A 24,766-nucleotide genomic window follows, 5' to 3' on the forward strand; every position below is an offset into this window, starting at 1 on the left:
GTCCCGTGAGGGGCGCGAGCGGGGGCGCTTGTGCGCTGAAGCGCTGCGGATCAGGCGCCGACGCGGAAGCGGGCGAACGCCTTGGGGGTCGCACCGGCGGCCTTCAGGACGGCGCCGACGGACTGCTTGGCGTCCTTGGCGAAGTCCTGGTCGACCAGCACGTTCTCCTTGTAGAAGCCGTTGAGGCGGCCCTCGACGATCTTGGGGAGGATCTGCTCCGGCTTGCCCTCGGCCTTGGCGGTCTCCTCGGCCACGCGGCGCTCGTTCTCGACGGTCTCCGCCGGGACGTCCTCGCGGGTGAGGAAGTTCGGGGAGAGCGCAGCGATGTGCACGGCGACGTCGTGAGCGGCCGTCTCGGCCTCGGCGCCCTGGCCGTCCACGGCCAGCAGCACGCCGACCTGGGCCGGGAGGTCCTTGGAGGTGCGGTGCAGGTACAGCTCCACCAGCGGGGCCTCGACCCGGGCGATGCGGCGCACGACGACCTTCTCGCCGAGCAGCGCGCCGGTCTCGGTCACCAGGTCGGAGACCTTCTGACCGTCGACCTCGGCGGCCAGAAGGGTGTCCAGATCCTGGGCGTCGACGGCGACGGCGGCGTCCATGACCTTCTCGCCGAAGGCCACGAACGGCTCGGCCTTGGCCACGAAGTCGGTCTCCGAGTTGACCTCGACGAGGTAGCCCTTCTGGCCCTCGATGCGGCCGACGACGATGCCCTCGGCGGTCGCGCGGCCCTCGCGCTTGGAGACGCCCTTGAGACCCTTCACGCGGATGATCTCGAGCGCCTTCTGCTGATCGCCGTCAGCCTCGTCGAGGGCCTTCTTGACGTCCAGCATGCCGGCGCCGGTGCGCTCGCGCAGTTCCTTGATGTCCTTGGCGGTGTAGTTCGCCATGTGAGCTCCTTGATCGATCGTCGCCCTGTGCAGACCGTCGACGGTCCGCTCCGGGCGTGCTCCGCTCCCGATGATGCGGGATCGGAGCGAATGTCAGGTGAACAGCGGGTGGGATCGTCTCCGCCCGCGGGCTCCGTCCGGCGCCGGCGAGGGCACCCGACGGAGAGAGGATCAGCTCTCGGTGGACTCGGCGGCCGGGGCCTCGGCGGTCTCCGCCTCAGCGGCCGGAGCCTCGGTCTGCTCGCCGGCGGCGGCGACCTTGGCGGACTCGGCGGCCGACTCGGCGGACTTCTCAGCCTCGGCGGCGGCGTTGTGCTGCTCGAGCAGCTCGCGCTCCCACTCGGCCATGGGCTCCTCGGGAGCCTCCGAGCCGCCCTTGGCACCGCCGCGGGCCAGCAGGCCCTCGGCGACGGCGTCGGCGACCACGCGGGTCAGCAGGTTCACGGAGCGGATGGCGTCGTCGTTGCCCGGGATCGGGAACGTGACCTCATCCGGATCGCAGTTGGTGTCCAGGATCGCGACGACCGGGATGCCGAGCTTCTGCGCCTCGTCGATGGCGAGGTGCTCCTTCTTGGTGTCCACGACCCAGACCATGGAGGGGGTCTTGGACAGGTTGCGGATGCCGCCCAGGGTGCGCTCCAGCTTCTCCGCCTCGCGGCGCATGAGCAGGAGCTCCTTCTTGGTGTACTGCGAGCCGGCGACGTCGTCGAAGTCGATCTGCTCGAGCTCCTTCATGCGGTCGATCCGCTTGGAGACCGTGGAGAAGTTGGTGAGCATGCCGCCGAGCCAGCGGTGGTTCACGTAGGGCATGTTCACGCGGGTCGCCTGCTCGGCGATGGTCTCCTGCGCCTGCTTCTTGGTGCCGACGAACAGGATGGTGCCGCCGTGGGCGACCGTGGACTTGACGGCCTCGAACGCGCGGTCGATGTAGGCCAGCGAGCCCTGGAGGTCGATGATGTAGATGCCGTTGCGCTCGGTGAGGATGAAGCGCTTCATCTTCGGGTTCCAGCGACGGGTCTGGTGGCCGAAGTGGACGCCGTTGTCGAGCAGCTGGCGCATGGTGACGACAGACATGTCGTGCTCCTTCATTTCTGCGCTCGCGCACCCCTGGTCCGGGCATGCGAAGCGCGGTCTGCGGTTGGTCGACGTGTCCGCCGGGTCGGCGGATCGTCCCTGGCGCACCGCGTGGAGCGGCCCCGAGAACCTGGGATTGCTCTCCGTCCGCCGCCTGCGACCGGGAGGCCGAGGACCGTGGCGGGCGGGTCGGGTCTGCGAGAGGACGGAGCCTGACGGATCCCGACGACGATGCGCGCGAAGTCAGTGCCCAGCGCCGCCGCCGGTGCCTGATTCAGGCATGCGGACGGCGCAGGTGGTGACACTGCGGGATCAAGGGTACTACATGAACCGCGTCATGACGGGCCAGGCGCGGGGACTCCACAGGCGCCTGTCCGGGCCGTGACGCGGGGCTCGAGGCTCCGCTGCATCCCCAGTCGGAGCCGCGCTGCCGCGATCCACCGCATCCTGCCCGCATGAACGCACTCGCCTCCCGCGCCACCGCTTCCGCCGGCCCCGAGCAGCCCTCGCCGTCCCCCAGGGCCCGACGATCGCGCAGCACGCTGTTGGTCGCGGCTGCGGTGCTGGTCAGCTGGGCGCTGGCCGCCCCGGCGACTCCCCCATCGGCACATGCCGCCTCCGGCCAACCTGTCCGAGCTGCCGCGATCTCCACCGCGCTGCCGCTGGTCCCGGGCTCCCTCGATGCCGCCGATCAGCAGCTGCTGGCCGCCGTGCACGGGACCTGGCAGTGGCCCGTGACCATCCAGCCCAGGGTGGTCCGCGACTTCGATCCGCCGTCCGAGCGATGGCTGGCTGGGCACCGAGGCGCGGATCTGACCGTCGGCCTCAACGGCGAGATCCTGGCTCCGGCGGACGGGCGCGTCAGCCACGTGGGCACGGTCGTGGACCGGGCGACCATCACCATCGATCACGGCGACGGCCTGCGCTCGAGCTTCGAGCCGGTCGAATCGGATCTGAAGAAGGGCGATCGCGTGCGCAAGGGACAGGTCATCGGCGTGCTCTCCGGCCGCAATCACTGTCTCACCACAGTGCGGGCCTGCGTGCACTGGGGCGTGCGCCTGGACGACGATTACGTCCATCCCCTGCCGTTCGTGGGGGCCCAGCGGCCGTCGGTCCTGCTGCCCGTGCCATAGGCCGCGTCTGCCCCGCGAAGCGCCCCGAGCCAGGGTGCTCGGGGCGCTGAGGTTCGCTGCGTAGGGCGGGCGGGGCTTGAACCCGCGACCCAAGGATTATGAGTCCTCTGCTCTGACCAGCTGAGCTACCGCCCCTCGTCCGCCACGGGCGCCTGCACTGCGGTGCGGGCGCGAGGACGACGATTCGACAGTCTAGTCGAGCCGTCGGGTTGGGCCTGATCAGTCGCCCGCTCCCGGGCCCGAAGCCGGCGGGACGATCGGGAGGGGTCCGGTCTGCGGCCAGGACCCCAGCAGCAGATCCGGGTCCACGCCGCGGTAGAGCTGCTCGAAGACATCGATCGTGGCCGAGAAGCTGTGCTCGGCGACCATCCTCCTGCTCGCCGCTCCCATCTCGCGACGCTGGTCCTCCGGCAGCTCGAGGAGCCGCAGCAGGAGCCTGCCCAGCTGCTCGTGATCGCCGGGCGGGAACAGCCAGCCGTTGACGCCCTCGTCCACCAGGTGCGGAAGGGCGCGCGCATCGGCGAGCAGCACCGGAGAGGAGGCCGCCATGGCCTCGAGGGACACAAGGGACTGCAGCTCGGCGGTGCCGGGCTGGCAGAAGGCATCGGCGCGCAGGTAGGCCACCCGCAGCTCCTCATCGGAGACGAATCCCCGGAACACGGTTCGATCCGCGATGCCCAGCTGCTGCGCCAGCTCGGCCAGCCGGTCGTACTCACCGCCCTGGCCCACGATCTCCACGCCGACGTCGCTGCGATCCGCGATGCTCGCCACGGCCCGCAGCAGGACGTCGATGTGCTTCTCCGGGTCCAGCCGCCCGACGAACAGGACGGTCGGGCGGTCCCGCGGAGGCAGGACCTCCCCGGGCTTGAGGTCGTACTGGGCGGCGTCGATCCCGTTGGACAGCGCATGCATGGGGAAGTCGAAGCCGTTGGCTCGCATGGACTCCACAGCCAGCGGGGTGGGTGCCGTGACGACGTCGCAGCGGCGGAACACCGAGGCCATATCCCGCCACGAGAACCTGCGGTACAGGCGTCGGAGCGGGTCCGGCAGCGGGAGGTACTGCTCGATGTTCTGCGGGATGAAGTGGTTGGTGCCGATCAGGCGGATGCCGCGCGACTGAGCCTCCTTGGCGAAGTACCTGCCCAGGATGTAGTGGCACTCGATATGCACCACGTCAGGGCGCAGCTCGTCCATCAGCCGAGAGATCTCGCCCCGCACCTCCCACGGGAAGCACAGGTGGAACGTGTCGTAGGTGAAGGCGGTGTGCGAGCGGAAGCGGTGCTCGGTGACCCCGCCGTCCCTCCGGGTCATGGTCCGTCCCTTGCTGGGACGCGGTGCGGCGATGTGGACGTCGTGGCCCCTGCCCGCCATGGCCTGCGCCAGGCGGTGGGAGAACTGCGACGAGCCGTTGATGTCGGGCGGGTAGGTCTCCGCCACCACCAGGACCCGAAGGCGCCCGTCGACAGGCTCCGGCACGCCGTCCAGCGGGAGCTCCGGGAGCATGTAGTCATCCCGGATCACCCCGCGGGGGTCCTGGGGCGGCTGCGGATCTGCCGGGGAAGGGCTCACGGAGAATCGACTCCCGAAGGGTTGAGGGTCAGGGCGGGGTCCGCGGTCCGTCGGGCCAGGACCTCGGGGTGGAACTGGGACATGACGAAGACGCCGCTGATCGAGGCTGCGGCGCACACCATCAGCAGCACCGCGGGACCGGGACCGAAGTCGGGCCCGGCCTCGCCGAGCACCGACAGGCCGATCAGCACGCCCACCATGGGGTCGACGACCGTCAGTCCGGCCATCACGAGCTCCGGCGGTCCACTGGCGTAGGCGGACTGCACGAGCCAGCCTCCCACAGCGGCGGCCACCAGCAGGCCTGCGACGTTCACCGGGTCGATGCTCTGCCACCACGGGCCGTCGCCGATGCGCAGCTGCGCGGTGATGATCTTCATCTCCAGAGCCACGAAGCCGTAGAGCGTGCCGGCCGAGACGAGCAGCATCAGCGCGCGCCCTCTGTGCCGCAGGAGGAGCAGGGCCAGCGCGACGACGAGCAGCACCACCGCCAGGATCACCGTCACGGCCGTGCCGGCGCGGTGAGTGATGCGAAGGGCCGGATCCGTGAAGCGGATGGCGCTGAGCACGAACAGCGCCGCTCCCCCGGCGCACAGTCCGAGCGCGCGCCAGGTCGCGGCATTGATCGTCAGGCCCGCGTGACGGCAGTGCAGCAGGGTGACCAGGGCCAGGCCCAGCACGCCCACGGGCTGGACGACGCTCACCGGAGCCAAGCTCAGCGCGGTCACGTTGAGGGCTGTTCCGAGGCCCAGGCAGATCAGGCCGGTCGCCCAGCGAGGGGAGCGCAGCAGGCCGAGCATGATCGGAAGCGTGAGCTTCCCATCAGCGGCGCCGGCCACGACCGCGATCGACTGCAGATGCGTCCCGAGGGCCAGGAAGACCGCCGACAGCACGGCGAGTGCCAGGGCGCACCAGACCATGCGGGGACCTCCAGCCCTCTGCTTGCGGCTTCCGTGCGACGAGCCGTGAAGGCGCGTCGCAGCCCCGGACCGGTGGGTGCGGGACGAACACTGCCCGCCAGTGTAGGGACGATGCACGCTGGTGCGTCGGATCCGCACCGTTCGCCCAGTCCCGCATGAGCAGACTCACAGTCGGCTCACCGCCGTGTGCGGATCGGCCGCCGCCGCCCGGGCGTGGACCTCGGGCGAGCCCCTCGAGGCATCCTCGCATGACGCCCGACTCGGTCCCGGACAGTCCGAAGGCCCGGCACCCTTGCGGGAGCCGGGCCTTCGGACGGGGACCTGGCGCCTTGCGACGGCAGGAAACGGATCAGCGGCGGATGAGCCGGATCAGCAGGACCAGGAACGCAGTGCCGGCTGCGGCGGCGACGCCCATCGGCGCCGCACGGCCGCCGAGGGCCTCCTCCTTGGCCGCCTTCTTGAGGTCGACGCCCGAGGCGGAGCTGCGGGTGCGGTCCACGAAGCCCTTGGTGGTGGACTGGACCTTGTTCTTGCGGCCCTCGACGTCGTCGCGCAGCTCCTTGAGCCGGTCGCGACGGACCTTCAGGCGCTGACGCAGCTGAGCCTCGGTGGGCGCGGGCGGCGCGGTGGCGGCCTCGTCGGCCTTCTTGCGCTTCTCCTCGGCCTTGCGCTCCTTGGCCTCGGCCTCCTCGCGGCGCACACGGGCCTCGGTATAGGCCGAGCCCTCCTTGACGACGCCGAGGTCGTACTTCAGGCCGCGGATGGTCTGGACCGGGTTGATCGGCATGGCCTTCTTGATCTGCAGGAAGCCGATCAGGCCCAGGATCGCGAGGACCACCAGGAAGAAGGCGGCCACGATCAGCGCCGAGAGCCACAGGGGCATGACGGTCGCCAGGCCGGCGATCGCGGCGGCGACCAGCGCGATGACGAGCAGAGCACCGAAGGCCAGCGCGGCGCCGAGCAGCGCGGCACCCTTGCCGAGGCTGACGCCCTTGTCCTTGAGCTCGAGCTTGAGAAGTGCCAGCTCATCCTGGAGCTGACGGGGAAGAAGCTTGCCGAAGACCTTCACGACATCCGCTATGGGTGCCGAACCCGTCTCGGCCGAACGGCCCTGATCAGAGCCCGCCGCGTGGGACATTCCCGCCTCCGTGGGGGTATCGATGGTTCATGGGCAGTGGCCACTCGGACACCGCAGTGCGCGAACAAAGTATCACCGCTGACAAGCCGAGCCGGTACGCCGCGCGCGAGACCCGCCCAAGCGGCAGATCCTCAGTGACGAACGCCCCGCATATTGGTACATGCAAAGTGATATACGCTTGCGACCAGGCGATTCGCGTCCGCAGCCAGGGAAAATCACCCCAAATTAACGCGGCGGCAACCGAGCCTTCTTCCCCCTCCCCGGAGCACACCCTAGAGTCATCCGCGTTACTCAACCGTGATCTTCAGTCGCCCGCGACGCTGAGCATCGGACGAGGTGACACGGAACCCGTCAGCACCACAGCGAACTGGCCTGCGGGCAGGTTCCCGACCGCTTCCCCACGGTCCTCGGACCAGTTCATAAGAGCCCCGGCTCGGATACCGATGCACACCCCCCTTCAGGAAGTTGCAGCACCACATGAGATCTCCCCGCGCCCTCAGCGTCGCAACCACCGTCGCAGTCACCGGCGGCACCCTCGCAACCCTCGGCGCGGTTCCCGCGCAGGCCGCGCCCGAATCCGACTGGGACAAGCTCGCGCAGTGCGAGTCGAGCGGCAACTGGGCCATCGACTCGGGCAACGGCTTCTACGGCGGCCTGCAGTTCACCCAGTCGACCTGGTCCTCGTTCGGCGGCACGGGCCAGCCGCAGGACGCCAGCCGCGAGCAGCAGATCGCCGTGGCCGAGAACGTCCTGGCAGGGCAGGGCTGGGGCGCCTGGCCCGCCTGCTCCTCCCGTCTGGGCCTGAGCAGCGCAGCCGAGCCCGTCGCCAACCCGATGGCGGCCGGCCCCGCCTCGACCTCCTCGTCCTCAGCCGAGGCCGCGACCGACTCCGCAGCCGCCGGCACGGCGGTCTCCACGCAGTCCGTGGGCCCCCGCCCCACCGGTCCCATCGACTTCCGCGACGTCACCGACGCGTACTGGGCCTCCGCCGACATCGACTGGGCGTCCTCGACCGGAGTCATCGTCGGCCACCACGACGGCACCTACCGCCCCGACGCCGATGTCACCCGCGCCGACTTCCTGACCATGCTCTACCGGCTCGCCGGTCAGCCCGAGGCCGATCTCAGCGTCCTCGAGGGCTACACCGACAGCTCCGACCACCACCAGAAGCGTGCACTGGCCTGGGCCGTCGAGGAGGGCCTGATCAACGGCTGGGGCGACGGCACCCTGCGTCCGGACGCCCCGGTGGACTCCACCGCCCTGGGCCTGATCCTGCACCGCTCGGCCGGCGCACCGGCCCACACCGCCCCGGAGATCAGCCGCTTCCAGGACGTCTCCGCCTCGCAGGCCGGATACACCGAGCTGGACTGGCTGCACGACGAGGACGTCCTGCCGGACACCGACGGCCGACTGGGCGTCGGGGACGGCATCACCCGCGCAGAGGCCGTCTCCGTGCTCAACGCGGCGGTCGCCGCCGGTGTCGTCGCCGACGACACGGAGCAGACTCCCTGGGGCTCCGCCGGTGCAGCTTCGGGCTCCGGCTACGAGACCTCGGCCCAGGCCCAGGCTCAGGCGGCCTCGAACGACGACACCACGGCCGTCGACGTGCAGTCGATCACCGACGGTGCCTCCAGCGCCGACGGCAAGGCCATCGTCGAGACCGCCATGCGCGGTCTGGGCGGCAACTACGTCTGGGGCGGCACCGCGTACAAGAACTGGGACTGCTCCGGCTTCACGCAGTGGGTGTACGCCCAGAACGGGGTCTCCATCCCCCGCGTGACCTGGCAGCAGTTCGGCGCCGCGCAGAAGACCTCGACCCCGCAGGTCGGCGACCTGGTCTCCCAGAACAACGGCTCCCACGTGGGCATCTACCTGGGCGACGGTCTCATGATCTCGGCCCTGAACCCGGACCAGGGCACCCTGGTCCACCCGGTGAACGCCATGAAGGTGGACGGCTTCTACACCTTCCTCTGACCCGCCTGCTCGAAGGGCCCGGCCTCTCGCTGAACTGGTGAGGGACCGGGCCCTTCGTCCTGTGCCGAGGGCTCTCTCCGCACTTGCCCTCCGTCCAGACGGCTCGCGATCCGCCCGACGACCCCCCGCCATGAGCGTCGGCGCACGCGCAGGGGCCCTCGGGGACGTATTCTGTGCAGGACACTCGCAGCACCCCCTAGACCCGCAGGAACGCCCACCGTGCCTCAGCCCCAAGACCACGCCGGCTCGACCGACGATCAGCCTCGCGTCCCCTGGGCGCGCCGCAGCGCCGCAGCGCTCGGCTGGGTGATCGGCTTCGCCGTCGCCATCGGACTGGTAGTCGCCGCCGTCATGATCCCCACGGCGTTCGTGGTCAACACCGCCTCGGCTGACGACGGCGCCTCGGACGATGCCTCGGCCATGACCGAGGAGACCGAGCTGCCGGACGAGGCCATGCAGAAGGTCACGCTTGAGGCCGCCGCCAGCTCCGGCGGGTCGGTCGAGTGGGAGGTCGACGGCCAGGTCGAGACCGAGGAATTCAGCGACAGCTGGTCCAAGGAGATCGAGATCCCGTCAGGCAGTTGGCCCCGCCTGGTGGTCACGGGCGACACGAAGGACAGCGACCTGTCCCTCGAGTGCTCGATCAAGCTCGACGACGAGGTCGTGTTCGAGCACAAGGGCACCGATTCCTCGAAGACCGCGTCCTGCAGCGTCTTCGTCTGATCACTCCCGGCATCAGTCCTGCGGGCGGCCCAGCCCCCGCTCCAGCGCCGCGGTGACCTCGCGGTCCACCGGCACCGGGCGGCCGTCGAGCTCGATCACCGGCACCGCGCGCCGCCCGCTCGACAGCAGCCACAGGGCATCGCAGTCCGAGAGCTCGGCAGCCGGAAGCGCACGAGACTCCAGCGGCATCCCCAGCTCCGACAGAACCGCGGCAGCGCGGGTCACCGTGGTGCCCCGCAGAATCCCGTGCTCCTGCGGCGGCGTGATCATCCGCCGCCCTCGGCGCACCAGCACGGAGGCCGTGGTGGCCTCGAGCACGAATCCGTCGGTGCTCACGAACACGGCATCATCCGCCCCGCGGCGCCGCGCCTCCCGAGCTGCCGCCGCGTGGATCGCATAGGACAGCGTCTTCACGCCGGTGAGCAGCCAGGGGGCCTCTCGTCCAGCATCCGAGCGCATGCCGCGATCGAGCAGGACCACTCGCACTCCGTCGCGGCGCTGGTCGGACAGATCCGCAGCAGGGGCGGCAGTGACCCAGGCCGTGGGCTCGGAGGCGCCCTCCGGGCCGCGGGTCACCACGATCCGCACGGTCGTCTCCCCCGCTCCGGCCGTTTCGAGGGCGCGGCGCACACCTGCCTCCACGACGGCGCCCGAGATCTCCGGCAGCTCCAGGCGGTCGGCAGAGCGGGCCAGGCGCTGCAGATGCGCCGGCAGATCCACGGGGTCTGCGTCGTAGGCCGTGAGGGATTCGAACACGCCGTCACCGCGGGAGACGCCGCGGTCCTCGACCCGCAGGGCCGGTGCCTCAGCGGGCAGCGGATGGACGCACTCGCTCACGGGACGCCCTGCCGCCGCGCGGGCGCTCACGGGGTGCAGGACGACCAGCGCCACGATCGGGCTCATGCTCCGCCTCTCGACTGCGGGACTGACGGGGTGATCCGCCCCACGCTACCGCGCGGCGTCCGAGTCAGGTCGCATACTGGGGAGCCGGCGGCGATGTCCGGGCCACGGGCCCGAACACCCTGCCGAGCCATCAGATCTCACCGACCGCCTTCTGCGAAGGAGCGCCATGTCCCCGCTGTCCGCCTTCCGCCGCCGCATCCCGGCGCCCGACGGGATGTCCTGGCCGCACGTCGTGATCATCGGCGGCGGGTTCGCCGGGGCCAATGCCGCGCTCGAGCTGCGGGATGCGCGCGTTCGCGTGACCCTGATCGATCGCAACATCTACAAGACCTTCCAGCCCCTGCTGTACCAGGTGGCCACCGGCGGCCTGAACCCCGGCGACGTCACCATGGTGCTGCGCGGGCTGTCACGGAAGGCCCCCAACCTCCGTGTGCGCCAGGGCGACGTGGTGGGCGTGGATCCGCAGCGCCGCATCGTGTCCGTCGAGGAAGGCGGTGCGCAGACGCAGCAGATCGCCTTCGACCACCTGATCATTGCCAACGGCATCTCGGCGAACTACTTCGGCACCACGGGGGCACGACGCCACGCCATGCCCATGTACACCCGCCAGGACGCCACGGCCATCCGCGATCGGATCTTCGCAGAGCTCGAGCGCTCGACCCGCTCCGATCCCGATGACTTCCTGCACGTCTCGATCGTCGGCGGCGGAGCCACGGGCGTGGAGGTCGCCGGTGCTCTGGCCGACTTCCGCCGCGACGAGCTGATGACCATGTACCCGGAGCTCGACGAGCGCGTCCTGCAGATCCGGATCCTGCAGCGCGGCAAGGACATCCTCAAGCAGTTCGAGGACCAGAAGCTGCGCGACTACGCGGCCGACGAGCTGCGCGAGCGCGGCGTGGAGCTCAGCACCGGCCAGGGGGTCAAGGCCGTCGGCTACGACTTCGTGGTGCTGGCCGATGACACCGTGCTGGAATCGGACATCACGATCTGGGCCGCCGGCACCGGCCCGGAGAAGCGGGTCTCCGAATGGGGCCTGCCCGTCACGGGCCACGGTGCGCTCGCCGTCGAGGAGACCCTGCAGGTCAAGGGCCATCCGGGCATCTACGCCGCAGGAGACATCGCTTCGCTCGACGAGCCCCTGGCCCAGCTCGCCCAGCCGGCTATCCAGACCGGCGTACATGCTGCGCGCATGGTCCGCGCCGAGGTCGAGGGCCAGTCGCTGCGGCCGTTCCACTACACCAACCTGGGCGAGGCTGCCACGATCGGGCGACGCGCTGCGATCGTGGTCGCCCCCGGCGAGGTCGCGATCACCGGCACCGCCGGATGGTTCGCCTGGCTGGGGATCCACGTCATGAAGCTCATGGGCGGACGCAATCGCCGCGCCGTGACCATGAACCTGATCTCCCTCTACGCCGCACGCAGCCGGCACCAGCCGAATCCGGTCACCGGCAACGTCGATTCCATGCGCGCCGCCAGGGAGTTCACCGAGCACTCGAACAGGCGGAGGTTCGGGCCGGGACACCAGGGCTGAGCCCCGGCCGGCGGGCCCGTCCCCTCGGACGCTCAGGGCCCGCCGAGGGCCTCGGCGGGCTCGATCCCATGCCGCGAGCGCAGCCGCTCGAGCAGCCCGCGGCGCACGATCGCCCATTCCGTGGCGGTGATCGAGAAGACGACGGTGTCGCGCAGCGAGCCGTCGTCCATGAGCTGGTGGCTGCGCAGCACCCCGTCCTGCTTGGCCCCCAGCGCGGCGATCGCGGCCCGGGACTGGCGGTTGTGCCAGTGCGTGCGGAACTCGACGGCGATGCAGTCCAGGTCCTCGAAGGCCCGGGCCAGCATCAGCAGCTTGATCTGAGAGTTGACCCCTGTCCCCTGCACGCTGGGGGCCAGCCAGGTTGAGCCGATCTCCAGTCGCCGATGCTCGGGCTCGATGTGCATGAACGTGGTCATCCCGACCGCGCGGCCGTCGGCATCGAGCACGGCCCACGGGACCATGGAGCCCGCGGCGTGCTGGCGGTGGCGCAGCGCGATCTCCTCGGCCACGGATGCTGGTTCGGCAGCCGGGATGCGGGTGTACCACAGCGACTGCATGCCCGGCTGGCCAGCGGCGGCCGCGAGGTCCTCGGCATGCTCGTCCCCCAGGGCGACCAGCGAGGCCAGCGGACCCCGCAGGGCGGGGATGCTCAGGAATGCGCTCATGGGGCCATGCTAGGCTGCGCCCGGGCCGCGCCCGCTGCGGCTCACCCGACGGCGGCCACCGCCTGTGAGGCCAGTTCGTGGAGCATCCTCTGGGCGTGGACCACGGCCCCCAGGAGAGCCGGATCGGGATCTGAGGGCAGCACCATGGAGGCTGGAAGGGATTCCTCGTCGATGGTCCGGACCACCCGACGGCGAAGGATCGCCAGCGCCTCCGAGTCTTCTGCCAACGGGCCGCTGAGCACAGTGTGCTCGGGATCGATCATCAGGATGGCGTTGCCGATGGCCTCGGCGAGCACCTGCCTCAGGTCCTCGGACTGCGCGTCGTCGGCCTTGAGCACCTCAGCCGTTCGCTCGACATCCAGCGAGTGGCCGGAACCTCCCAGCACGGCCAGCTGCTCGAGCCGGGCCGAGACCGTGCGGCCGGCCCCGCGGAGCCGGCCGATCTCGCCGAACGCCCCGCGACGTCCCCGTACCAGTCGTCCATCCACGGTGAGCGCAGCACCGAGCCCCGTCCCCAGATGAAGGTGCAGGCTGAGTCCGCGGGCGATCTCAGGGTGCAGCTCGCACGCTGCCGCTGCGGACCAGTTGACGTCGTTGTCCACGACCACGTGGCCGCTGACGAACGGCGCGAGGATGCCCACCACGTCCACATCCGCAGCGCGGAAGGGCGCCTCCTCCAGGCGAACGGGTCGGGAGGTCCGAGGATCCACGGGTGCCGCCACGGAGATGGCTGCGCACAGGGGCGGAGCCGCTGCGCTGCAGAACTCTCGCGCGGAGGAGGCCAGCACACGGGCGAAGTCATCCTCGGTGATGCGCAGATCGAGCGGAAAGCGCTGCTGGCGCACGAGGTCGCCGCGCAGGTCCACCTCCCCCAGCGTCAGGGAGCCTGCCCGAGCCGCTCCCACCACAGCGGTCCCGAACTCCGGCGACACCTCGTAGATCTGAGGCGACCTGCCTCGGCCCCCTTGCCCTTTCCCGACATCGCGGACGACGCCCGCCGACTCCAGGCGGGAGGCGGCGGCCGACGCAGTGGGCTTGGAGACCCCGGTGACCGTCGCGGCCTCGGCGCGAGAGATGGAGCCGTGCTCGATCACGGCGCGCAGGAACGCCAGATCGCTGTTGCGAGGCTCCCCTCCGACCTGCTTTTGCTCCGCTTCGATCATCGACGCGCCTCTCGCTCGGGCCTCGACACTACCGCAGGGCTGTCCAACCGGAACGCCGCGGACCTCCCGCACGTTTCTAGGAAAGTCCCTTTACTATGCGCTGCGTCACCTGTACCGTTGCGCCCACGGGGCTCCTAGTAAATCCCCTTAACTAGAACTGGGAGACAATGATGTCACAGCAGCCCACAGCCCCCGCCGCACCGAAGGTGCCCGAGGACGTCGCCGGCGAGATCCGCGCGATGAAGCAGAAGATCCGCTCGCAGATCGACGTGAAGGACGCCTTCGAGCGCCTGTCGAGGATCGTCGAGCAGAAGGTCGAGCGCATCGAGGCCCTGCGAGCCGAAGGCGATCCCGTATGGCCGGTCGTCGACTACGCCGACCTCGAGGGCGGCAAGGTCCCGGAGGACACCGCGGCGCTGCTGCGCGAGCGCGGGTGCCTGGTCGTGCGCGAGCACTTCCCCCGGGACCTGGCCCTGGAATGGGACCAGAAGCTCGTGGAGTACGTCGAGCTCAACGACTTCGACAGCAAGTACCGCGGCCCCGGCGACGACTTCTTCGGAACCCTCGGCCAGGAGCGCCTCGCGCCCGGAGATCTTCCCGATCTACTGGTCGCGCCCTCAGATGGAGGCTCGCCAGGACAAGCGCATGGCAACCGTCCAGTCCTTCCTGAACCACCGGTGGGACTTCGAGACCGAAGGCAGGACCTGGTTCGACCCGGATCAGGACGCCATGTACCCCGACCGCGTCCGCCGCCGCGCCCCGGGCACCGACTCGGGCGGCCTGGGTCCGCACACCGACTCAGGATCCCTCGAGCGATGGCTGCTGCCTGCCTACCAGAGGGTCTTCCGCCACGTCTTCGACGGCGACATCGAGGACTACAACCCCTGGGATGCCGCATACCGCACCGACGTCTTCGAGTACGAGGGCGGGACGACCATGTGCTCGATGTTCCGCACCTTCCAGGGCTGGACAGCGCTGTCCGACATGGACAACGACCAGGGCGTGCTGCACGTGGTCCCCATCCCCGAGGCGATGGCCTACATCCTCCTGCGCGCACTGCAGGACGATGTCCCGGAGGACGAGCTGTGCGGCGTCACGCCCCAGCACGTGCTGCCCATCTCCGAGCAGTGGCACCCGCTGCTGATGCGCGCGCTCACCCCGATCCCGAACCTGCAGGCCGGCGACTCGGTGTGGTGGCACGCCGACGTCATCCATTCGGTCGCCCCGGTGGACGATCAGAAGGGCTGGGGCAACGTCATGTACATCCCGGCCGCCCCCATGTGCGAGAAGAACCGCGCCTACGCCGCCGCGGTGGCTCAGGACTTCCAGGAGGGCCGCTCCCCGAGCGACTTCCCCGAGGAGGACTACGAGACTGACTGGCAGGAGCGGTTCCAGCCGGAGGAGCTCAACGAGGTCGGCCAGCGCGGTCTCGGGCTGGGTGTCGACTGATCCATGGAGACCAGGGAAATCTCGACGAGCAGCGGGCGGCTCTCGGGCCGCCTGCTGCTCGCCGTGTGCATCGCCGCCCTGGGCGGCTTCCTGTTCGGATTCGACTCCGCGATCATCAACGGCGGTGTCGACGCCATCCAGCTGGCCTTCGATCTGAGCCCGGGGATGCTCGGCGTCGCCGTGTCCTGCGCGCTGCTGGGCGCCGCTCTGGGCGCCTGGTACGCGGGCGTCTTCGCAGAGCGCGTGGGACGCGTGCGCACCATGCTGATCGCTGCCGGCCTGCTGGCAGTTGCCGCGATCGGCTCCGCCTTTGCCTTCTCGGTCTGGGATCTGATCCTGTGGCGCTTCGTGGGAGGCGTGGGCGTGGGCTTCGCCTCCGTGATCGCTCCCGCCTACATCGCGGAGGTCGCTCCCGCGCATCTGCGCGGACGGCTGGGCACCCTGCAGCAGCTGTCGCTGGTCACCGGCATCTTCCTGGCGCTGCTGGTGGGCGCTGCCCTGGCACGGGTGGCCGGCGGCGCCGCCGAGCCGTGGCTCGGTCTGGCCGCGTGGCGATGGATGCTGCTCTCGGCGCTGCTGCCCTCGATCGTCTACGGGGCGCTCGCACTGAGCCTCCCGGAATCCCCGCGGTACCTGGTCGAGAAGAACCGGCCTGACGAGGCACGACGGGTGCTCACCGGCTTCGTGGGCATCGCCTCCGGCCCGGCCGTCGAGCAGAAGATCGAGGAGATCCAGCAGACCGTCGACACCGAGCACCGGCAGCGCTTCAGCGACCTGCTGGGCGGGCGCTTCGGGCTGAAGACGATCGTGTGGGCAGGGATCCTGCTCTCGGTGCTCCAGCAGTTCGTGGGCATCAACGTGATCTTCTACTACTCGACGACCCTCTGGAAATCGGTCGGATTCCAGGAGTCCGACTCGTTCACGATCTCCGTGATCACCTCGCTGACGAACCTCGTCTCGACGGTGATCGCCATCGCGCTCGTGGACATCCTGGGCCGCAAGCTCCTGCTGATGATCGGCTCGGTCGTGATGACCGTGTCGCTGGGAACCATGGCGATCGCGTTCTCGCAGGCGACCACGGTCGACGGCGCGCTGTCGCTGCCCGATCCGTGGGGTGTGATCGCCCTGATCGCCGCCAACCTGTTCGTCGTCGGCTTCGCGGCGTCATGGGGACCGCTGGTCTGGCTGCTGCTGGGCGAGATGTTCCCGAACCGCATCCGAGCCATGGCCCTGGGCATCGGAGGCGCCGCTCAGTGGGTCGCGAACTTCGTGGTCACCGCGACGTTCCCGGTCCTCTCGGCGGCCAGCCTGGCCCTGGCCTACGGCCTCTATGCGGGCTTCGCGCTGATCTCGTTCTTCGTGGTCCGGCTCATGATCCGCGAGACCAAGGGCAGGGAGCTCGAGGACATGGTGGCCTGAGTCTGAGCGTCCTGCTTCAGGCGCAGCACAGGGCCCCGCACCGGCAACGTTCCGAGGCGGGGCCCTCGCCGCATGCCTCGGCGAGGCTCACGGGCTCGCACGCCGGCCCCACGTCGATCGGCTCACCCCTGGAGGTGCTTGGCCCGAGGCGTCTCGGCGCGGTGACGGACCACCGGCTCGCCGGTCAGCGGGGAGATCCGCACCGGCTTGAACCCGGGCAGCAACAGCCCGGCCAATGTGGCTGCGGCCAAGGCGATGGCACCGGCCGCGATCGCGGGAACGGCGCCGTTGATGAAGCCGTCGGGCGTCAGCTCGCCGCCTGCGGTCGTGAACACAGCCGACAGCGCCGCGATGCCCAGGGCCACGCCGATCTCACGGGCCGTCGAGTTCGTCCCGGAGGCCACGGCCTGGTCCTCCGGGGCGATCCCCTCCAGCACGGCGGAGGCGATCGGGGCGAACACCAACCCCATGCCGATCCCCGCGAGCGCGTAGGGAGGCACCAGCCGGATGTACTCGACGTCCGCCTCCACACCAGCGCGATCCAGACCAGGCTGGCCGTCATGCAGGCCAGCCCGGCCACGATCGCAGGGCGCACGCCGATCCTGGGCGTGATGAGCCCGGCCAGCGGCGCGACGACCAGCGGCGCCATGGTCCACGGCATGGTCCGCCCGCCGGCCTTCAGTGCCGAGGCGCCCTGAGCCACCTGCAGGAACTGGATGCGGATGAACACCGCCCCGAAGATGCCCAGCGAGAACAGCACGCCCACGATGTTGGCCACGGCGAAGCTGCGATTGCGGAACAGACGCAGCGGCATCATGGGCTCCGGGGCGCGAGCCTCCCAGGCGATGAACGCGATCAGCAGCGCGCCGCCGCCGATCAGCGAGGCCAGGACCTCGCCGCTGGACCAGCCGGCCTCCTCGCCGCGCACGATGCCGAAGACGACCAGGAAGACACCGGCGATCGCCAGCCCCAGCAGGTCCAGGCGCTGCGGCCGTCCGTAGGACTCCGGCAGTGCAGCCAGGATCGGAGGAAGGCGCAGCACTCCAATGGGGATGTTCAGCCAGAAGATCGCCTGCCAGCTCAGGCCCTCGACCACGGCTCCTGCGATCAGCGGACCGAGGGCGATGCCCAGCCCGGAGACGCCGCCCCACACGCCGATGGCCATGGGTCGCATCTTCTCCGGGACCGATGTGGACAGCAGGGTCAGCGACAGCGGCATGATCGCCGCTCCCCCGGCACCCTGGATCGCTCGGGCCAGGATGAGCATCCAGACCTCGCTGCTGAGCCCGCGGGCGATCGAGGCCAGGGTGAAGATGATCAGGTCGCCCAGGAAGACCCGACGGCGGCCCAGCGCCGGGAGCAGATGCTCGAGGCCGCCAGCCGGGTCTTCGGCGAGCGCGGCTACACCGGCGCCACGACAGATGCCGTGGCCCTGGCCGCGGGAGTGAGCCAGGCCTATGTGGTACGGACCTTCGGCTCCAAGAAAGCGCTGTTCGCCGAGGTCGCCCAGCGTGCGCACGAGCGCACGGAGGAGGCCTTCCGCAGCGCCGCGGCCCAGGAGGCCGAGGCCCAGGCTCCGCTCGATGACCGGCTCGGACTCGCCTACGTGCGCCTGATGCACCAGCCCGGCGTGCTGCGCACCGTCAGCCATCTCTTCAGCATGGGCCACGACCCGCATTTCGGGCCCATGGCCCGCGACGGCTTCCTGAGCATCTACCGCCTGCTGCGCTTCGAGATCAGGCTGTCGCAGCAGCGCACCCGGGCGTTCCTGGCCCACGGCATGCTGATCAACACCATCCTCAGCCTGCGCCTGCCCGACCTGGCCGGGACCGACGACGACGCGACCGCGCTGCTCAGCGGCATCTTCCGGGAGACCTTCGACGACGTCGTGGCCGCCGCCGCCGAGCACGATCCCCTGCCGGAGGGGCACCGCTCCGCGGAGCCCGGGGCCTGAGCTCTGCGGTGCTCTGCAGGCCGCCGGCGAGCGGCGCGCAGAGCCCCCGTCGGGTCAGGGCAGCGCCAGGCGGCAGACCCGCTTCCACGCGGAGGCGACCTGCTTGGGCAGCGGGCCGGTCGTGTAGGGCAGCCCGTAGCGCCGGCAGATCTCCTGGACCCGCACCGCGACCTCCGGGTACCGGTTCGACGGCAGGTCGGGGAAGAGGTGGTGCTCGATCTGGAACGAGAGGTGCCCCGTCATGATGTGCAGCAGGCGGGAGCCGGAGATGTTGGCGGAGCCGATCACCTGACGCACGTACCAGTCGCCCCGGGTCTCCCCCTCGATCTGCTCCTCGGTGAACGTCTCGGCGCCCGCCGGGAAGTGACCGCAGAAGATCACGGCGTGCGCCCAGACGTTGCGCACCGCGTTCGCCGTGAGGGCCGCGGTCAGCGCCTGACGGCCCGAGCCCGTGAGAGCGGCGACGGCCGGGGTGGCCGCATAGTCGCGCGCCGCCTGGCGGACGAACTTGCGGCCGAGGGCCTTGAGGCCCAGGACCAGATCCTCGCGGGACTTGAGACCCCGTCGGTAGTCCTCGAGCTCGAGGTCGTAGATCGCGATGCCCCACTCGAAGAACGGGGCCAGCACCGCGTTGTACAGCGGGTTGCCCAGGCTGCGAGGGGTCCACGACTGATCCTCGTCCATGCGCAGCAGGTTGTAGCCGATGTCCTGGTCCTTGCCCAGCACGTTGGTCCACACGTGGTGCAGGTCGTTGTGGGTGTGCTGCCAGGCGCGGGCCGGGGTCACGAAGTCCCACTCCCAGGTCCGCGAGTGGATGTCCGGATCGCGCATCCAGTCCCACTGCCCGTGCAGGACGTTGTGGCCGATCTCCATGTTCTCCAGGATCTTGGCCACCGAGAGCATGGCCGTCCCGGCGATCCAGGCAGGACGGTGCCTGGCCAGCAGCAGGGCGGCTCGCCCGGCCAGCTCCAGGCTGCGCTGCACGGCGATCACCCGACGGATGTAGGCGGCGTCCCTGCTGCCGCGGGCATCGATGATCTCGGCGCGCAGGGCATCGAGCTCACGGCCCAGCTCGTCGATCTGCTCGCTGCTCAGGTGGGCGGAGGTGCGGGGTCGGGGCGCCGGCTCGCGATGAGCCGGAGCCTCGGACTCTGTCTCCAGCGGCTGGTCGAGGCGCTGCGGGGCGATGGTCATCGAGGATCCTCCAGGTGCGGTGATGGGAGCTGAGGGGGTGGTCGCGAGCATTCAGGCGCGCAGGCTGACGGGTCCCGCCGCGGCGGAGACGCAGGTCTGGATCAGATCGCCGGGATCGCCGTGGATCTGACCGGTCCGGGTGTCGCGCACGCGCCCGGAGCCCAGCGGGGTGAGACAGGAGTGGCAGATCCCCATGCGGCAGCCGCTGGGCAGTGCGATGCCGGCGGCTTCGCCCGCCTCCAGCAGGGTCTGGGTGCCGTCGGCGACGGTCTCGACGGTCGAGGCCTCGAAGACCACCGGTCCCCCGTCCCCGGGCGGGCCCGGTGCGACGGGGGCGGCGAAGCGCTCGACCTGGAGGTGACCGCCGCAGCGGGCCCAGAGACTCTCGGCGTCATCGAGGAAGCTCCCCGGGCCGCAAGCGTAGGCGGCGCGATCGCGCCAGTCGGGGCAGGCCGCCGCGAGATCGTCGGGGGTCGCCAGATCCAGGCGGCGGCCGCGGTCCTCGCGCAGCCATTCGACGACCCGCAGGGACGGGAACTGATCCGCGAGCTCGGCCAGCTCCTCGCGGAACAGGCTGCGCGGCGCGCTGGGGGCGCAGTGCACCAGGACCACATCGGCATCGACGCGCCGCGGCACGAGCGTGCGGATCATGGACATCACGGGCGTCAGGCCGCTGCCGGCGGTGAGCATCAGCAGGGGCCGAGGCGCCGAGGGCAGGACGAAGTCGCCCTCGGGCCGGTCCAGGAACAGGATGCTGCCGGGGCGGGTCCGGCGCACGAGGGCCTCGGAGACCAGACCGCAGGCCGTCACCGTGATGGCCGGGTCCTCGTCGCCGGCCGAGCTCAGCGAATAGGAGCGCCAGTGGCGCACGCCGTCGATCTCCACGCCTATGCGCACCCACTGGCCCGGCTGGTGCGCCTGCCACCCTCGACCGGGGCGGAAGCGGATCGTCGCGGCGTCGGGCCCCTCCGGCACGACGGCGGTCACGGCCCCCCGCAGCTGACGCGAGCTGGCCAGGGGATCCACCAGGCGCAGGAAGTCCTGGGGCGAGCGGGGAGTGGTGAATACGGAGGCGGCGCGGGAGAGCAGGGTCGGACGGTGCATGAGACCAGTCTGTTCCGGCCGTGGCCTTCCGCTCTCGTCATCAGGGATACTGTTCGGACACCGTAAACTGTTGTGCGGCGATGAATTCGACGAGCTCGACGACGAGGAGCCCCCATGGGGAAGTGGCAGACCCGGCAGCAGCCCTGGGCCATGCTCCCGGAGGGGCTCTCGGCAGAGCTCCTGCCGCACCTCGAGACCGTGGCCGACGATCTCCTGGAAGCCGCCCAGCACGACGTCCCCGACTACGCCGCGGTGCTGCGAGGCGCCTCCCGAGAGCCGATCCGCCAGCGCGTGCTGGTCTCCCTCGCCCGCTTCCTAGAGGTGCTCGGCACCAACCACGAGGCCCTGACGGAGGAGCAGCACCGGCTCCATCTGGGGCTGGGTCACCGGGAGTTCCAGCAGGGCCGGCCCCTGAACGCGCTGTTCGCGGCGTACCGCTCCGGGGCCCGCACCACCCTGCACTCGCTGTCCCAGCACACCATGGCCGCGGGCTACGGCGCTGCCGTGCTGGTGGGGCTGGCCGAGTCGGTCTTCGCCTACATCGAAGAGCTCTCCGCCGCCGGTGCGGAGGGCTACGCCATGGAGCGCTCCGAGCGCGCCGGGGAGCGGGACCGGCTGCGAGAGGCGGCGGCCACCCTGCTCATCCGCGGCGACGCCGACGAGGCCGCCGTGCGCGCTGCCGCGCATGCGGCCGGCTGGAGACTGCCGGAGCGGATCGTCGTCGCCGTCCTGGAAACCGACCACCACGCCCGCCTGCGCACCCGGCTCGATGACCGCAGCCTTCTGCTGACGCGCGCGAGGGAGCGGTGCTGATCGCCCCCGAGCCGCTCGGCGCCGCGCAGCGGGCTGGGCTAGAGACCGCGCTGGCCGGGCACGACGCCATGATCGGGCCCGGGAGGCCGTGGAGCGCGGCCGGCGAGTCCCTGGCCCTCGCCGAGACCGCCCGCGGGCTGCTGGCCGCGGATGCGCCCCAGGACCGCTCCGCCCGCTGGGTCACCGACCACCTCCCCCAGCTGATCCTCACGAGCAACCGGGTGCTCGTGGACGAGCTCGCCCAGCAGCGGCTGGGGCCCCTGCGCCACCTCAAGGACGGCCCGCAGGGCCGACTGCGCGCCACGCTGCTGTCCTGGCTGCGCCACCAGGGGCACCGCTCCCCCATGGCCGCGGAGCTGGGCGTCCACGGCCAGACCGTGGGCTATCGGCTGCATCAGCTGCGCGCGCTGTTCGGCGATCAGCTCGATGATCCGCAGTCGCGCTTCGAGCTGGAGCTCGCCCTGCGCGCCCGGGAGCACGACGCCACAGCCTGAGCGGCTCGGTCGTCGGCTCGGGACCGCGATGGCCCGTCGGGTCAGCCCTGGTGGGCCACCAGGGCCCAGATCCGCTCGCCGATCAGTCACAGCCCCATGACCACCATGGCGATGCCGGTGATGCGGCTGATGATCCCGGCGGCCGTCGGCTGACCGGTGAGCAGCCGGCGGGAGGCCAGGCCCAGGACGAGGTTGAAGACCGCGGCCATCGCGGCCCACGTCAGGCCCAGCACCACCAGCTGGACCCACAGCGGGGGGGGCGGCCGACGGGGAGACGAACAGCGGCAGGAACGCCACGAAGAACACGAGCGACTTGGCGTTCAGCGCGCTCACCGTGGCGCCCTGACGGATGATCGATCGCCCGTTCGGCGCGGCCAGCGCCGCCCCTGTTGCACCGACGAGGCCAGCGAGCCCACATCGGGGCGCGGGGCCCGCAGGACTCCGATGCTCAGCACGATCAGATAGACCGCCCCCACGAGAGTCACCGCGGTCAGCGCGAGAGGCACCGCGGCGATCAGCGGTCCGATCCCCGCGGCCACCACGAAGGCCACCACGACGTAGCCGATGCTGAGCCGGAGGACCGGAGCGGCCGCTGCTCATCACACCGTCCGTCAGCAGACCCTGCCCCTCCCCGCTGCCGATCATTCAGTTCCAGATATTGGACCCCGGCGTGTGATCTACGTAACGTTCAAGATATCCCGATGCCTACCGCGTCGTCAGGACCGCAGATCGATCCGATCCGTCCGACGACCGCAGCATCACCCGGCGAGGAAGACAGAGGTGCACTGTGCAGTACCACCATCACGGATACGTCGCCCATGATCCGCTCGTGAAGGAGCCGGCCGGCACAGGAGTCGATCGGCCGACGGACCTGCCGGACACCATGGACGTGCTCATCGTGGGCGCGGGACCCGCCGGGATCATCCAGGCCGCCCAGCTCTCGCGCTACCCCGGCATCAGCACGCGGATCATCGACTCCCGCCCGGGCCGCCTGGAGGTAGGCCGCGCCGACGGACTCTGGGCCCGAAGCAGCGAGACCTTCCAGGCTTACGGCTTCTTCGATCGCATCAACGCCGAGGCGCACCGGCTGGTCGATGTGCACTTCTGGGGGCCCGATCCCGAGGATCCCAGCCGGATCATGCGCGGCGTGCGAGCCGAGGACCCGCCCTCGGGCGTGAGCGAGTTCCCGTTCCTGATCGTCAACCAGGCACGGGTCATCGACTACTTCGCCGAGTACGCCGAGCGCGGCCCGGCCAGGATCACGCCCGACTACGGCTACGAGTTCCTGGAGCTGGAGGTGGACGAGTCCCAGGAGCATCCGGTCAAGGTGCTGCTGCGCGATCCCCAGGGCCGCGAGCGCACGGTGCGCGCCAAGTACGTCATCGGCAACGACGGAGCCCGCAGCCGGGTGCGCGACTGCACGGACATCGAGGTCGAGAAGGACCCGTCCGCTCACGCCTGGGCGGTGATGGACGTGCTGGCCGAGACCGACTTCCCGGACATCCGCCAGAAGTGCGGGATCCTCTCGGACAAGGACGGCTCGATCCTGCTGATCCCTCGCGAGGGCGGCTTCCTGTTCCGTTTCTACGTGTCCCTGGGCGACATCGACGACAGCAACCGTGAGCAGCTGCGCGCCACGACCGTCGAGGAGGCCGCCGAGCGCGCCAACCGGATCCTGCACCCGTACTCGATCGAGGTGAAGGAGGAGACCTGGTACAGCGTCTACGAGGTGCGCCACACGGTCGCCAAGAAGTTCGACGACGTCCCCGTGGACCGGATCGGCGCCCAGCTCCCCCGGGTGTTCATCGCCGGCGACGCCTGCCACACCCACAGCGCCAAGGCGGGTCAGGGCATGAACGTCTCCATGCAGGACGGCTGGAACCTGGCCTGGAAGCTGGGTCAGGTGCTCGAGGGCCGCAGCGATCCCTCGCTGCTGGCCACGTACTCGGCCGAGCGGCAGCAGATCGCCGAGAACCTCATCGCGTTCGACAAGGAATGGTCGTCCATGATGTCCAAGCGCCCGGAGGAGCTCGAGGACCCCGAGGAGATCGGGCGCTTCTACGCCGAGAACGCCGAGTTCCCCAACGGCTTCGCCACGCAGTACCCGGCGTCCTCGATCATCGGCCAGGACACCCACCAGCATCTGGCCGCCGGATTCCCGATCGGCAAGCGATTCCACTCCGCGCCCGTGCGCCGAGTGGCCGATACGTCCCCACGAGAGCTGGGGCACCTGTTCGAGGCCGACGGCCGCTGGCGCCTGTACGCGTTCGCCGACCAGGACGGCTCGGCCGTCCGGGAGCTGGCCGAATGGCTGGAGGGCTCCGAGGACTCGCCCGTGCGCCGCTTCACGCCGGCCAGCGCCGATCTCAACAGCGTGTTCGACGCCAAGGTCATCTACCAGCAGCCGTACACGCAGATCGAGCTGGCCGATGTCCCGTCGCTGTTCCTGCCGAAGGTGGGACCATATGCGCTCACCGACCGCGAGGAGGTCTTCGCCGCCGATCAGGACGCCGACATCTTCGACCTGCGCCAGGTGGACCGCTCAGGCGCACTGGTGATCCAGCGTCCGGACATGTACGTGGCCCATGTCCTGCCGCTGAGTGCGACGGACGAGATCGCCGAGTTCTTCGCGCAGAACATGGTGGTCCCGACCGCCTGACCC

The 24,766-nt window shown here is 70.4% G+C and carries 24 protein-coding genes, 1 tRNA gene and 1 pseudogene; 11 read left to right on the forward strand and 15 right to left on the reverse strand.

Annotation, left to right across the window (positions count from 1 at the left end):
• Window positions 1-50: 50 nt before the first annotated feature.
• Window positions 51-887: a translation elongation factor Ts gene (gene tsf, locus OVA15_RS06240; protein WP_006214445.1), complete on the reverse strand. Its 837-nt coding sequence runs from the start codon at window positions 885-887 to the stop codon at window positions 51-53.
• A 171-nt stretch (window positions 888-1,058) separates the two neighbouring features.
• Window positions 1,059-1,961, reverse strand: coding sequence for a 30S ribosomal protein S2 (rpsB, locus tag OVA15_RS06245; RefSeq protein WP_024290135.1), 903 nt, complete (start codon window positions 1,959-1,961; stop codon window positions 1,059-1,061).
• A gap of 455 nt (window positions 1,962-2,416) precedes the next feature.
• On the opposite strand from rpsB, the gene OVA15_RS06250 reads away from it, so the two are divergent.
• On the forward strand, window positions 2,417-3,094 hold the full coding sequence (locus OVA15_RS06250) for a M23 family metallopeptidase (RefSeq protein ID WP_268143787.1): 678 nt from the start codon (window positions 2,417-2,419) through the stop codon (window positions 3,092-3,094).
• A gap of 61 nt (window positions 3,095-3,155) precedes the next feature.
• On the opposite strand, the gene OVA15_RS06255 is transcribed toward OVA15_RS06250, so the two are convergent.
• The 4 genes from OVA15_RS06255 to OVA15_RS06270 all read right to left on the reverse strand — a co-directional run bounded on the left by OVA15_RS06255 (window position 3,156) and on the right by OVA15_RS06270 (window position 6,718).
• Window positions 3,156-3,229: transfer RNA gene (locus tag OVA15_RS06255), tRNA-Ile, on the reverse strand.
• 84 nt (window positions 3,230-3,313) lie between these two features.
• A complete protein-coding gene (locus OVA15_RS06260) occupies window positions 3,314-4,597 on the reverse strand; it encodes a glycosyltransferase (protein WP_268145630.1) in 1,284 nt (427 codons plus the stop codon).
• A gap of 62 nt (window positions 4,598-4,659) precedes the next feature.
• Window positions 4,660-5,580 (reverse strand): DMT family transporter, encoded by a 921-nt coding sequence (locus OVA15_RS06265; RefSeq protein ID WP_024290132.1) that lies wholly within the window; start codon window positions 5,578-5,580, stop codon window positions 4,660-4,662.
• A 349-nt stretch (window positions 5,581-5,929) separates the two neighbouring features.
• On the reverse strand, window positions 5,930-6,718 hold the full coding sequence (locus tag OVA15_RS06270; protein ID WP_006214438.1) for a phage holin family protein: 789 nt from the start codon (window positions 6,716-6,718) through the stop codon (window positions 5,930-5,932).
• A 477-nt stretch (window positions 6,719-7,195) separates the two neighbouring features.
• Here OVA15_RS06270 and OVA15_RS13240 point away from each other — a divergent pair, with 477 nt between their 5' ends.
• The gene (locus OVA15_RS13240) at window positions 7,196-8,692 is read left to right on the forward strand and encodes a transglycosylase family protein (RefSeq protein ID WP_442786727.1); all 1,497 of its coding nucleotides are present in this window, start codon (window positions 7,196-7,198) and stop codon (window positions 8,690-8,692) included.
• 219 nt (window positions 8,693-8,911) lie between these two features.
• On the forward strand, window positions 8,912-9,415 hold the full coding sequence (locus OVA15_RS06290) for a hypothetical protein (protein WP_268143790.1): 504 nt from the start codon (window positions 8,912-8,914) through the stop codon (window positions 9,413-9,415).
• Window positions 9,416-9,427: 12 nt separating this feature from the next.
• Here OVA15_RS06290 and OVA15_RS06295 read toward each other — a convergent pair whose 3' ends face one another.
• Complete coding sequence (locus OVA15_RS06295; protein WP_268143792.1) at window positions 9,428-10,318, reverse strand: aminotransferase class IV; 891 nt, start codon at window positions 10,316-10,318, stop codon at window positions 9,428-9,430.
• 166 nt (window positions 10,319-10,484) lie between these two features.
• On the opposite strand from OVA15_RS06295, the gene OVA15_RS06300 reads away from it, so the two are divergent.
• Complete coding sequence (locus tag OVA15_RS06300) at window positions 10,485-11,849, forward strand: NAD(P)/FAD-dependent oxidoreductase (protein ID WP_268143794.1); 1,365 nt, start codon at window positions 10,485-10,487, stop codon at window positions 11,847-11,849.
• A gap of 32 nt (window positions 11,850-11,881) precedes the next feature.
• Here the strand turns inward: OVA15_RS06300 and OVA15_RS06305 are convergent, their stop codons facing one another.
• Together OVA15_RS06305 and OVA15_RS06310 are read right to left on the reverse strand one after the other, a co-directional pair.
• Window positions 11,882-12,514 (reverse strand): GNAT family N-acetyltransferase, encoded by a 633-nt coding sequence (locus OVA15_RS06305; protein ID WP_268143796.1) that lies wholly within the window; start codon window positions 12,512-12,514, stop codon window positions 11,882-11,884.
• 41 nt (window positions 12,515-12,555) lie between these two features.
• Entirely contained in the window at window positions 12,556-13,677 is a 1,122-nt protein-coding gene (locus OVA15_RS06310; RefSeq protein ID WP_206391028.1) for an ROK family transcriptional regulator, read from the reverse strand.
• 239 nt (window positions 13,678-13,916) lie between these two features.
• Between OVA15_RS06310 and OVA15_RS06315 the strand changes: the two are divergent.
• The 3 genes and pseudogenes from OVA15_RS06315 to OVA15_RS06325 form a co-directional block, all read left to right on the forward strand.
• Window positions 13,917-14,135 (forward strand): annotated as a pseudogene (locus OVA15_RS06315) (YbiU family protein); the annotation flags it as partial.
• 163 nt (window positions 14,136-14,298) lie between these two features.
• Complete coding sequence (locus tag OVA15_RS06320) at window positions 14,299-15,126, forward strand: YbiU family protein (RefSeq protein ID WP_268143798.1); 828 nt, start codon at window positions 14,299-14,301, stop codon at window positions 15,124-15,126.
• A 3-nt stretch (window positions 15,127-15,129) separates the two neighbouring features.
• On the forward strand, window positions 15,130-16,545 hold the full coding sequence (locus OVA15_RS06325; RefSeq protein WP_206391023.1) for a sugar porter family MFS transporter: 1,416 nt from the start codon (window positions 15,130-15,132) through the stop codon (window positions 16,543-16,545).
• 122 nt (window positions 16,546-16,667) lie between these two features.
• On the opposite strand, the gene OVA15_RS06330 is transcribed toward OVA15_RS06325, so the two are convergent.
• Together OVA15_RS06330 and OVA15_RS06335 are read right to left on the reverse strand one after the other, a co-directional pair.
• Window positions 16,668-16,910, reverse strand: coding sequence for a hypothetical protein (locus OVA15_RS06330; protein ID WP_241180512.1), 243 nt, complete (start codon window positions 16,908-16,910; stop codon window positions 16,668-16,670).
• A complete protein-coding gene (locus OVA15_RS06335; RefSeq protein ID WP_268145634.1) occupies window positions 16,853-18,004 on the reverse strand; it encodes an MFS transporter in 1,152 nt (383 codons plus the stop codon). Before OVA15_RS06335 ends, OVA15_RS06330 begins: the two co-directional genes overlap by 58 nt.
• Here OVA15_RS06335 and OVA15_RS06340 point away from each other — a divergent pair.
• The gene (locus tag OVA15_RS06340) at window positions 17,909-18,499 is read left to right on the forward strand and encodes a TetR/AcrR family transcriptional regulator (RefSeq protein WP_241180513.1); all 591 of its coding nucleotides are present in this window, start codon (window positions 17,909-17,911) and stop codon (window positions 18,497-18,499) included. The two genes, OVA15_RS06335 and OVA15_RS06340, sit on opposite strands and share 96 nt — an antisense overlap.
• 54 nt (window positions 18,500-18,553) lie before the next feature.
• Here OVA15_RS06340 and OVA15_RS06345 read toward each other — a convergent pair whose 3' ends face one another.
• Both OVA15_RS06345 and OVA15_RS06350 read right to left on the reverse strand, forming a co-directional pair.
• Window positions 18,554-19,693 (reverse strand): fatty acid desaturase family protein, encoded by a 1,140-nt coding sequence (locus OVA15_RS06345; protein WP_081749241.1) that lies wholly within the window; start codon window positions 19,691-19,693, stop codon window positions 18,554-18,556.
• A 51-nt stretch (window positions 19,694-19,744) separates the two neighbouring features.
• Window positions 19,745-20,797: a ferredoxin reductase gene (locus OVA15_RS06350; protein ID WP_206391018.1), complete on the reverse strand. Its 1,053-nt coding sequence runs from the start codon at window positions 20,795-20,797 to the stop codon at window positions 19,745-19,747.
• A 114-nt stretch (window positions 20,798-20,911) separates the two neighbouring features.
• Between OVA15_RS06350 and OVA15_RS06355 the strand changes: the two genes are divergently transcribed.
• A complete protein-coding gene (locus tag OVA15_RS06355; protein WP_268143804.1) occupies window positions 20,912-21,610 on the forward strand; it encodes a hypothetical protein in 699 nt (232 codons plus the stop codon).
• Window positions 21,604-22,104 carry a helix-turn-helix domain-containing protein gene (locus tag OVA15_RS06360; protein WP_268143806.1) on the forward strand — a complete coding sequence of 167 codons (501 nt, stop codon included), beginning with the start codon at window positions 21,604-21,606 and terminating at the stop codon, window positions 22,102-22,104. Before OVA15_RS06355 ends, OVA15_RS06360 begins: the two co-directional genes overlap by 7 nt.
• Window positions 22,105-22,190: 86 nt before the next feature.
• Here OVA15_RS06360 and OVA15_RS06365 read toward each other — a convergent pair whose 3' ends face one another.
• Window positions 22,191-22,340, reverse strand: a complete 150-nt coding sequence (locus OVA15_RS06365; protein WP_206391014.1) for a hypothetical protein — start codon at window positions 22,338-22,340, stop codon at window positions 22,191-22,193.
• A 93-nt stretch (window positions 22,341-22,433) separates the two neighbouring features.
• Entirely contained in the window at window positions 22,434-22,658 is a 225-nt protein-coding gene (locus OVA15_RS06370; RefSeq protein ID WP_024290124.1) for a hypothetical protein, read from the reverse strand.
• Between the two features lie 233 nt (window positions 22,659-22,891).
• Between OVA15_RS06370 and OVA15_RS06375 the strand changes: the two genes are divergently transcribed.
• A complete protein-coding gene (locus tag OVA15_RS06375; RefSeq protein ID WP_268143809.1) occupies window positions 22,892-24,763 on the forward strand; it encodes an FAD-dependent monooxygenase in 1,872 nt (623 codons plus the stop codon).
• Window positions 24,764-24,766 lie beyond the last annotated feature (3 nt).

The sequence above is a fragment of the Kocuria sp. SL71 genome, from assembly GCF_026672465.1.
GTDB classification, from domain to species: domain Bacteria; phylum Actinomycetota; class Actinomycetes; order Actinomycetales; family Micrococcaceae; genus Kocuria; species Kocuria palustris.

What these genes read in the sequence shown, in the direction of transcription:
- tsf (WP_006214445.1), bottom strand. Translation starts at nt 887, where the DNA reads ATGGCGAACTACACCGCCAAGGACATCAAGGAACTGCGCGAGCGCACC.
- rpsB (WP_024290135.1), bottom strand. Translation starts at nt 1,961, where the DNA reads ATGTCTGTCGTCACCATGCGCCAGCTGCTCGACAACGGCGTCCACTTC.
- OVA15_RS06250 (WP_268143787.1), top strand. Translation starts at nt 2,417, where the DNA reads ATGAACGCACTCGCCTCCCGCGCCACCGCTTCCGCCGGCCCCGAGCAG.
- OVA15_RS06260 (WP_268145630.1), bottom strand. Translation starts at nt 4,597, where the DNA reads ATGCTCCCGGAGCTCCCGCTGGACGGCGTGCCGGAGCCTGTCGACGGG.
- OVA15_RS06265 (WP_024290132.1), bottom strand. Translation starts at nt 5,580, where the DNA reads ATGGTCTGGTGCGCCCTGGCACTCGCCGTGCTGTCGGCGGTCTTCCTG.
- OVA15_RS06270 (WP_006214438.1), bottom strand. Translation starts at nt 6,718, where the DNA reads ATGTCCCACGCGGCGGGCTCTGATCAGGGCCGTTCGGCCGAGACGGGT.
- OVA15_RS13240 (WP_442786727.1), top strand. Translation starts at nt 7,196, where the DNA reads ATGAGATCTCCCCGCGCCCTCAGCGTCGCAACCACCGTCGCAGTCACC.
- OVA15_RS06295 (WP_268143792.1), bottom strand. Translation starts at nt 10,318, where the DNA reads ATGAGCCCGATCGTGGCGCTGGTCGTCCTGCACCCCGTGAGCGCCCGC.
- OVA15_RS06300 (WP_268143794.1), top strand. Translation starts at nt 10,485, where the DNA reads ATGTCCCCGCTGTCCGCCTTCCGCCGCCGCATCCCGGCGCCCGACGGG.
- OVA15_RS06305 (WP_268143796.1), bottom strand. Translation starts at nt 12,514, where the DNA reads ATGAGCGCATTCCTGAGCATCCCCGCCCTGCGGGGTCCGCTGGCCTCG.
- OVA15_RS06310 (WP_206391028.1), bottom strand. Translation starts at nt 13,677, where the DNA reads ATGATCGAAGCGGAGCAAAAGCAGGTCGGAGGGGAGCCTCGCAACAGC.
- OVA15_RS06320 (WP_268143798.1), top strand. Translation starts at nt 14,299, where the DNA reads ATGGAGGCTCGCCAGGACAAGCGCATGGCAACCGTCCAGTCCTTCCTG.
- OVA15_RS06325 (WP_206391023.1), top strand. Translation starts at nt 15,130, where the DNA reads ATGGAGACCAGGGAAATCTCGACGAGCAGCGGGCGGCTCTCGGGCCGC.
- OVA15_RS06340 (WP_241180513.1), top strand. Translation starts at nt 17,909, where the DNA reads ATGCTCGAGGCCGCCAGCCGGGTCTTCGGCGAGCGCGGCTACACCGGC.
- OVA15_RS06345 (WP_081749241.1), bottom strand. Translation starts at nt 19,693, where the DNA reads ATGACCATCGCCCCGCAGCGCCTCGACCAGCCGCTGGAGACAGAGTCC.
- OVA15_RS06350 (WP_206391018.1), bottom strand. Translation starts at nt 20,797, where the DNA reads ATGCACCGTCCGACCCTGCTCTCCCGCGCCGCCTCCGTATTCACCACT.
- OVA15_RS06355 (WP_268143804.1), top strand. Translation starts at nt 20,912, where the DNA reads ATGGGGAAGTGGCAGACCCGGCAGCAGCCCTGGGCCATGCTCCCGGAG.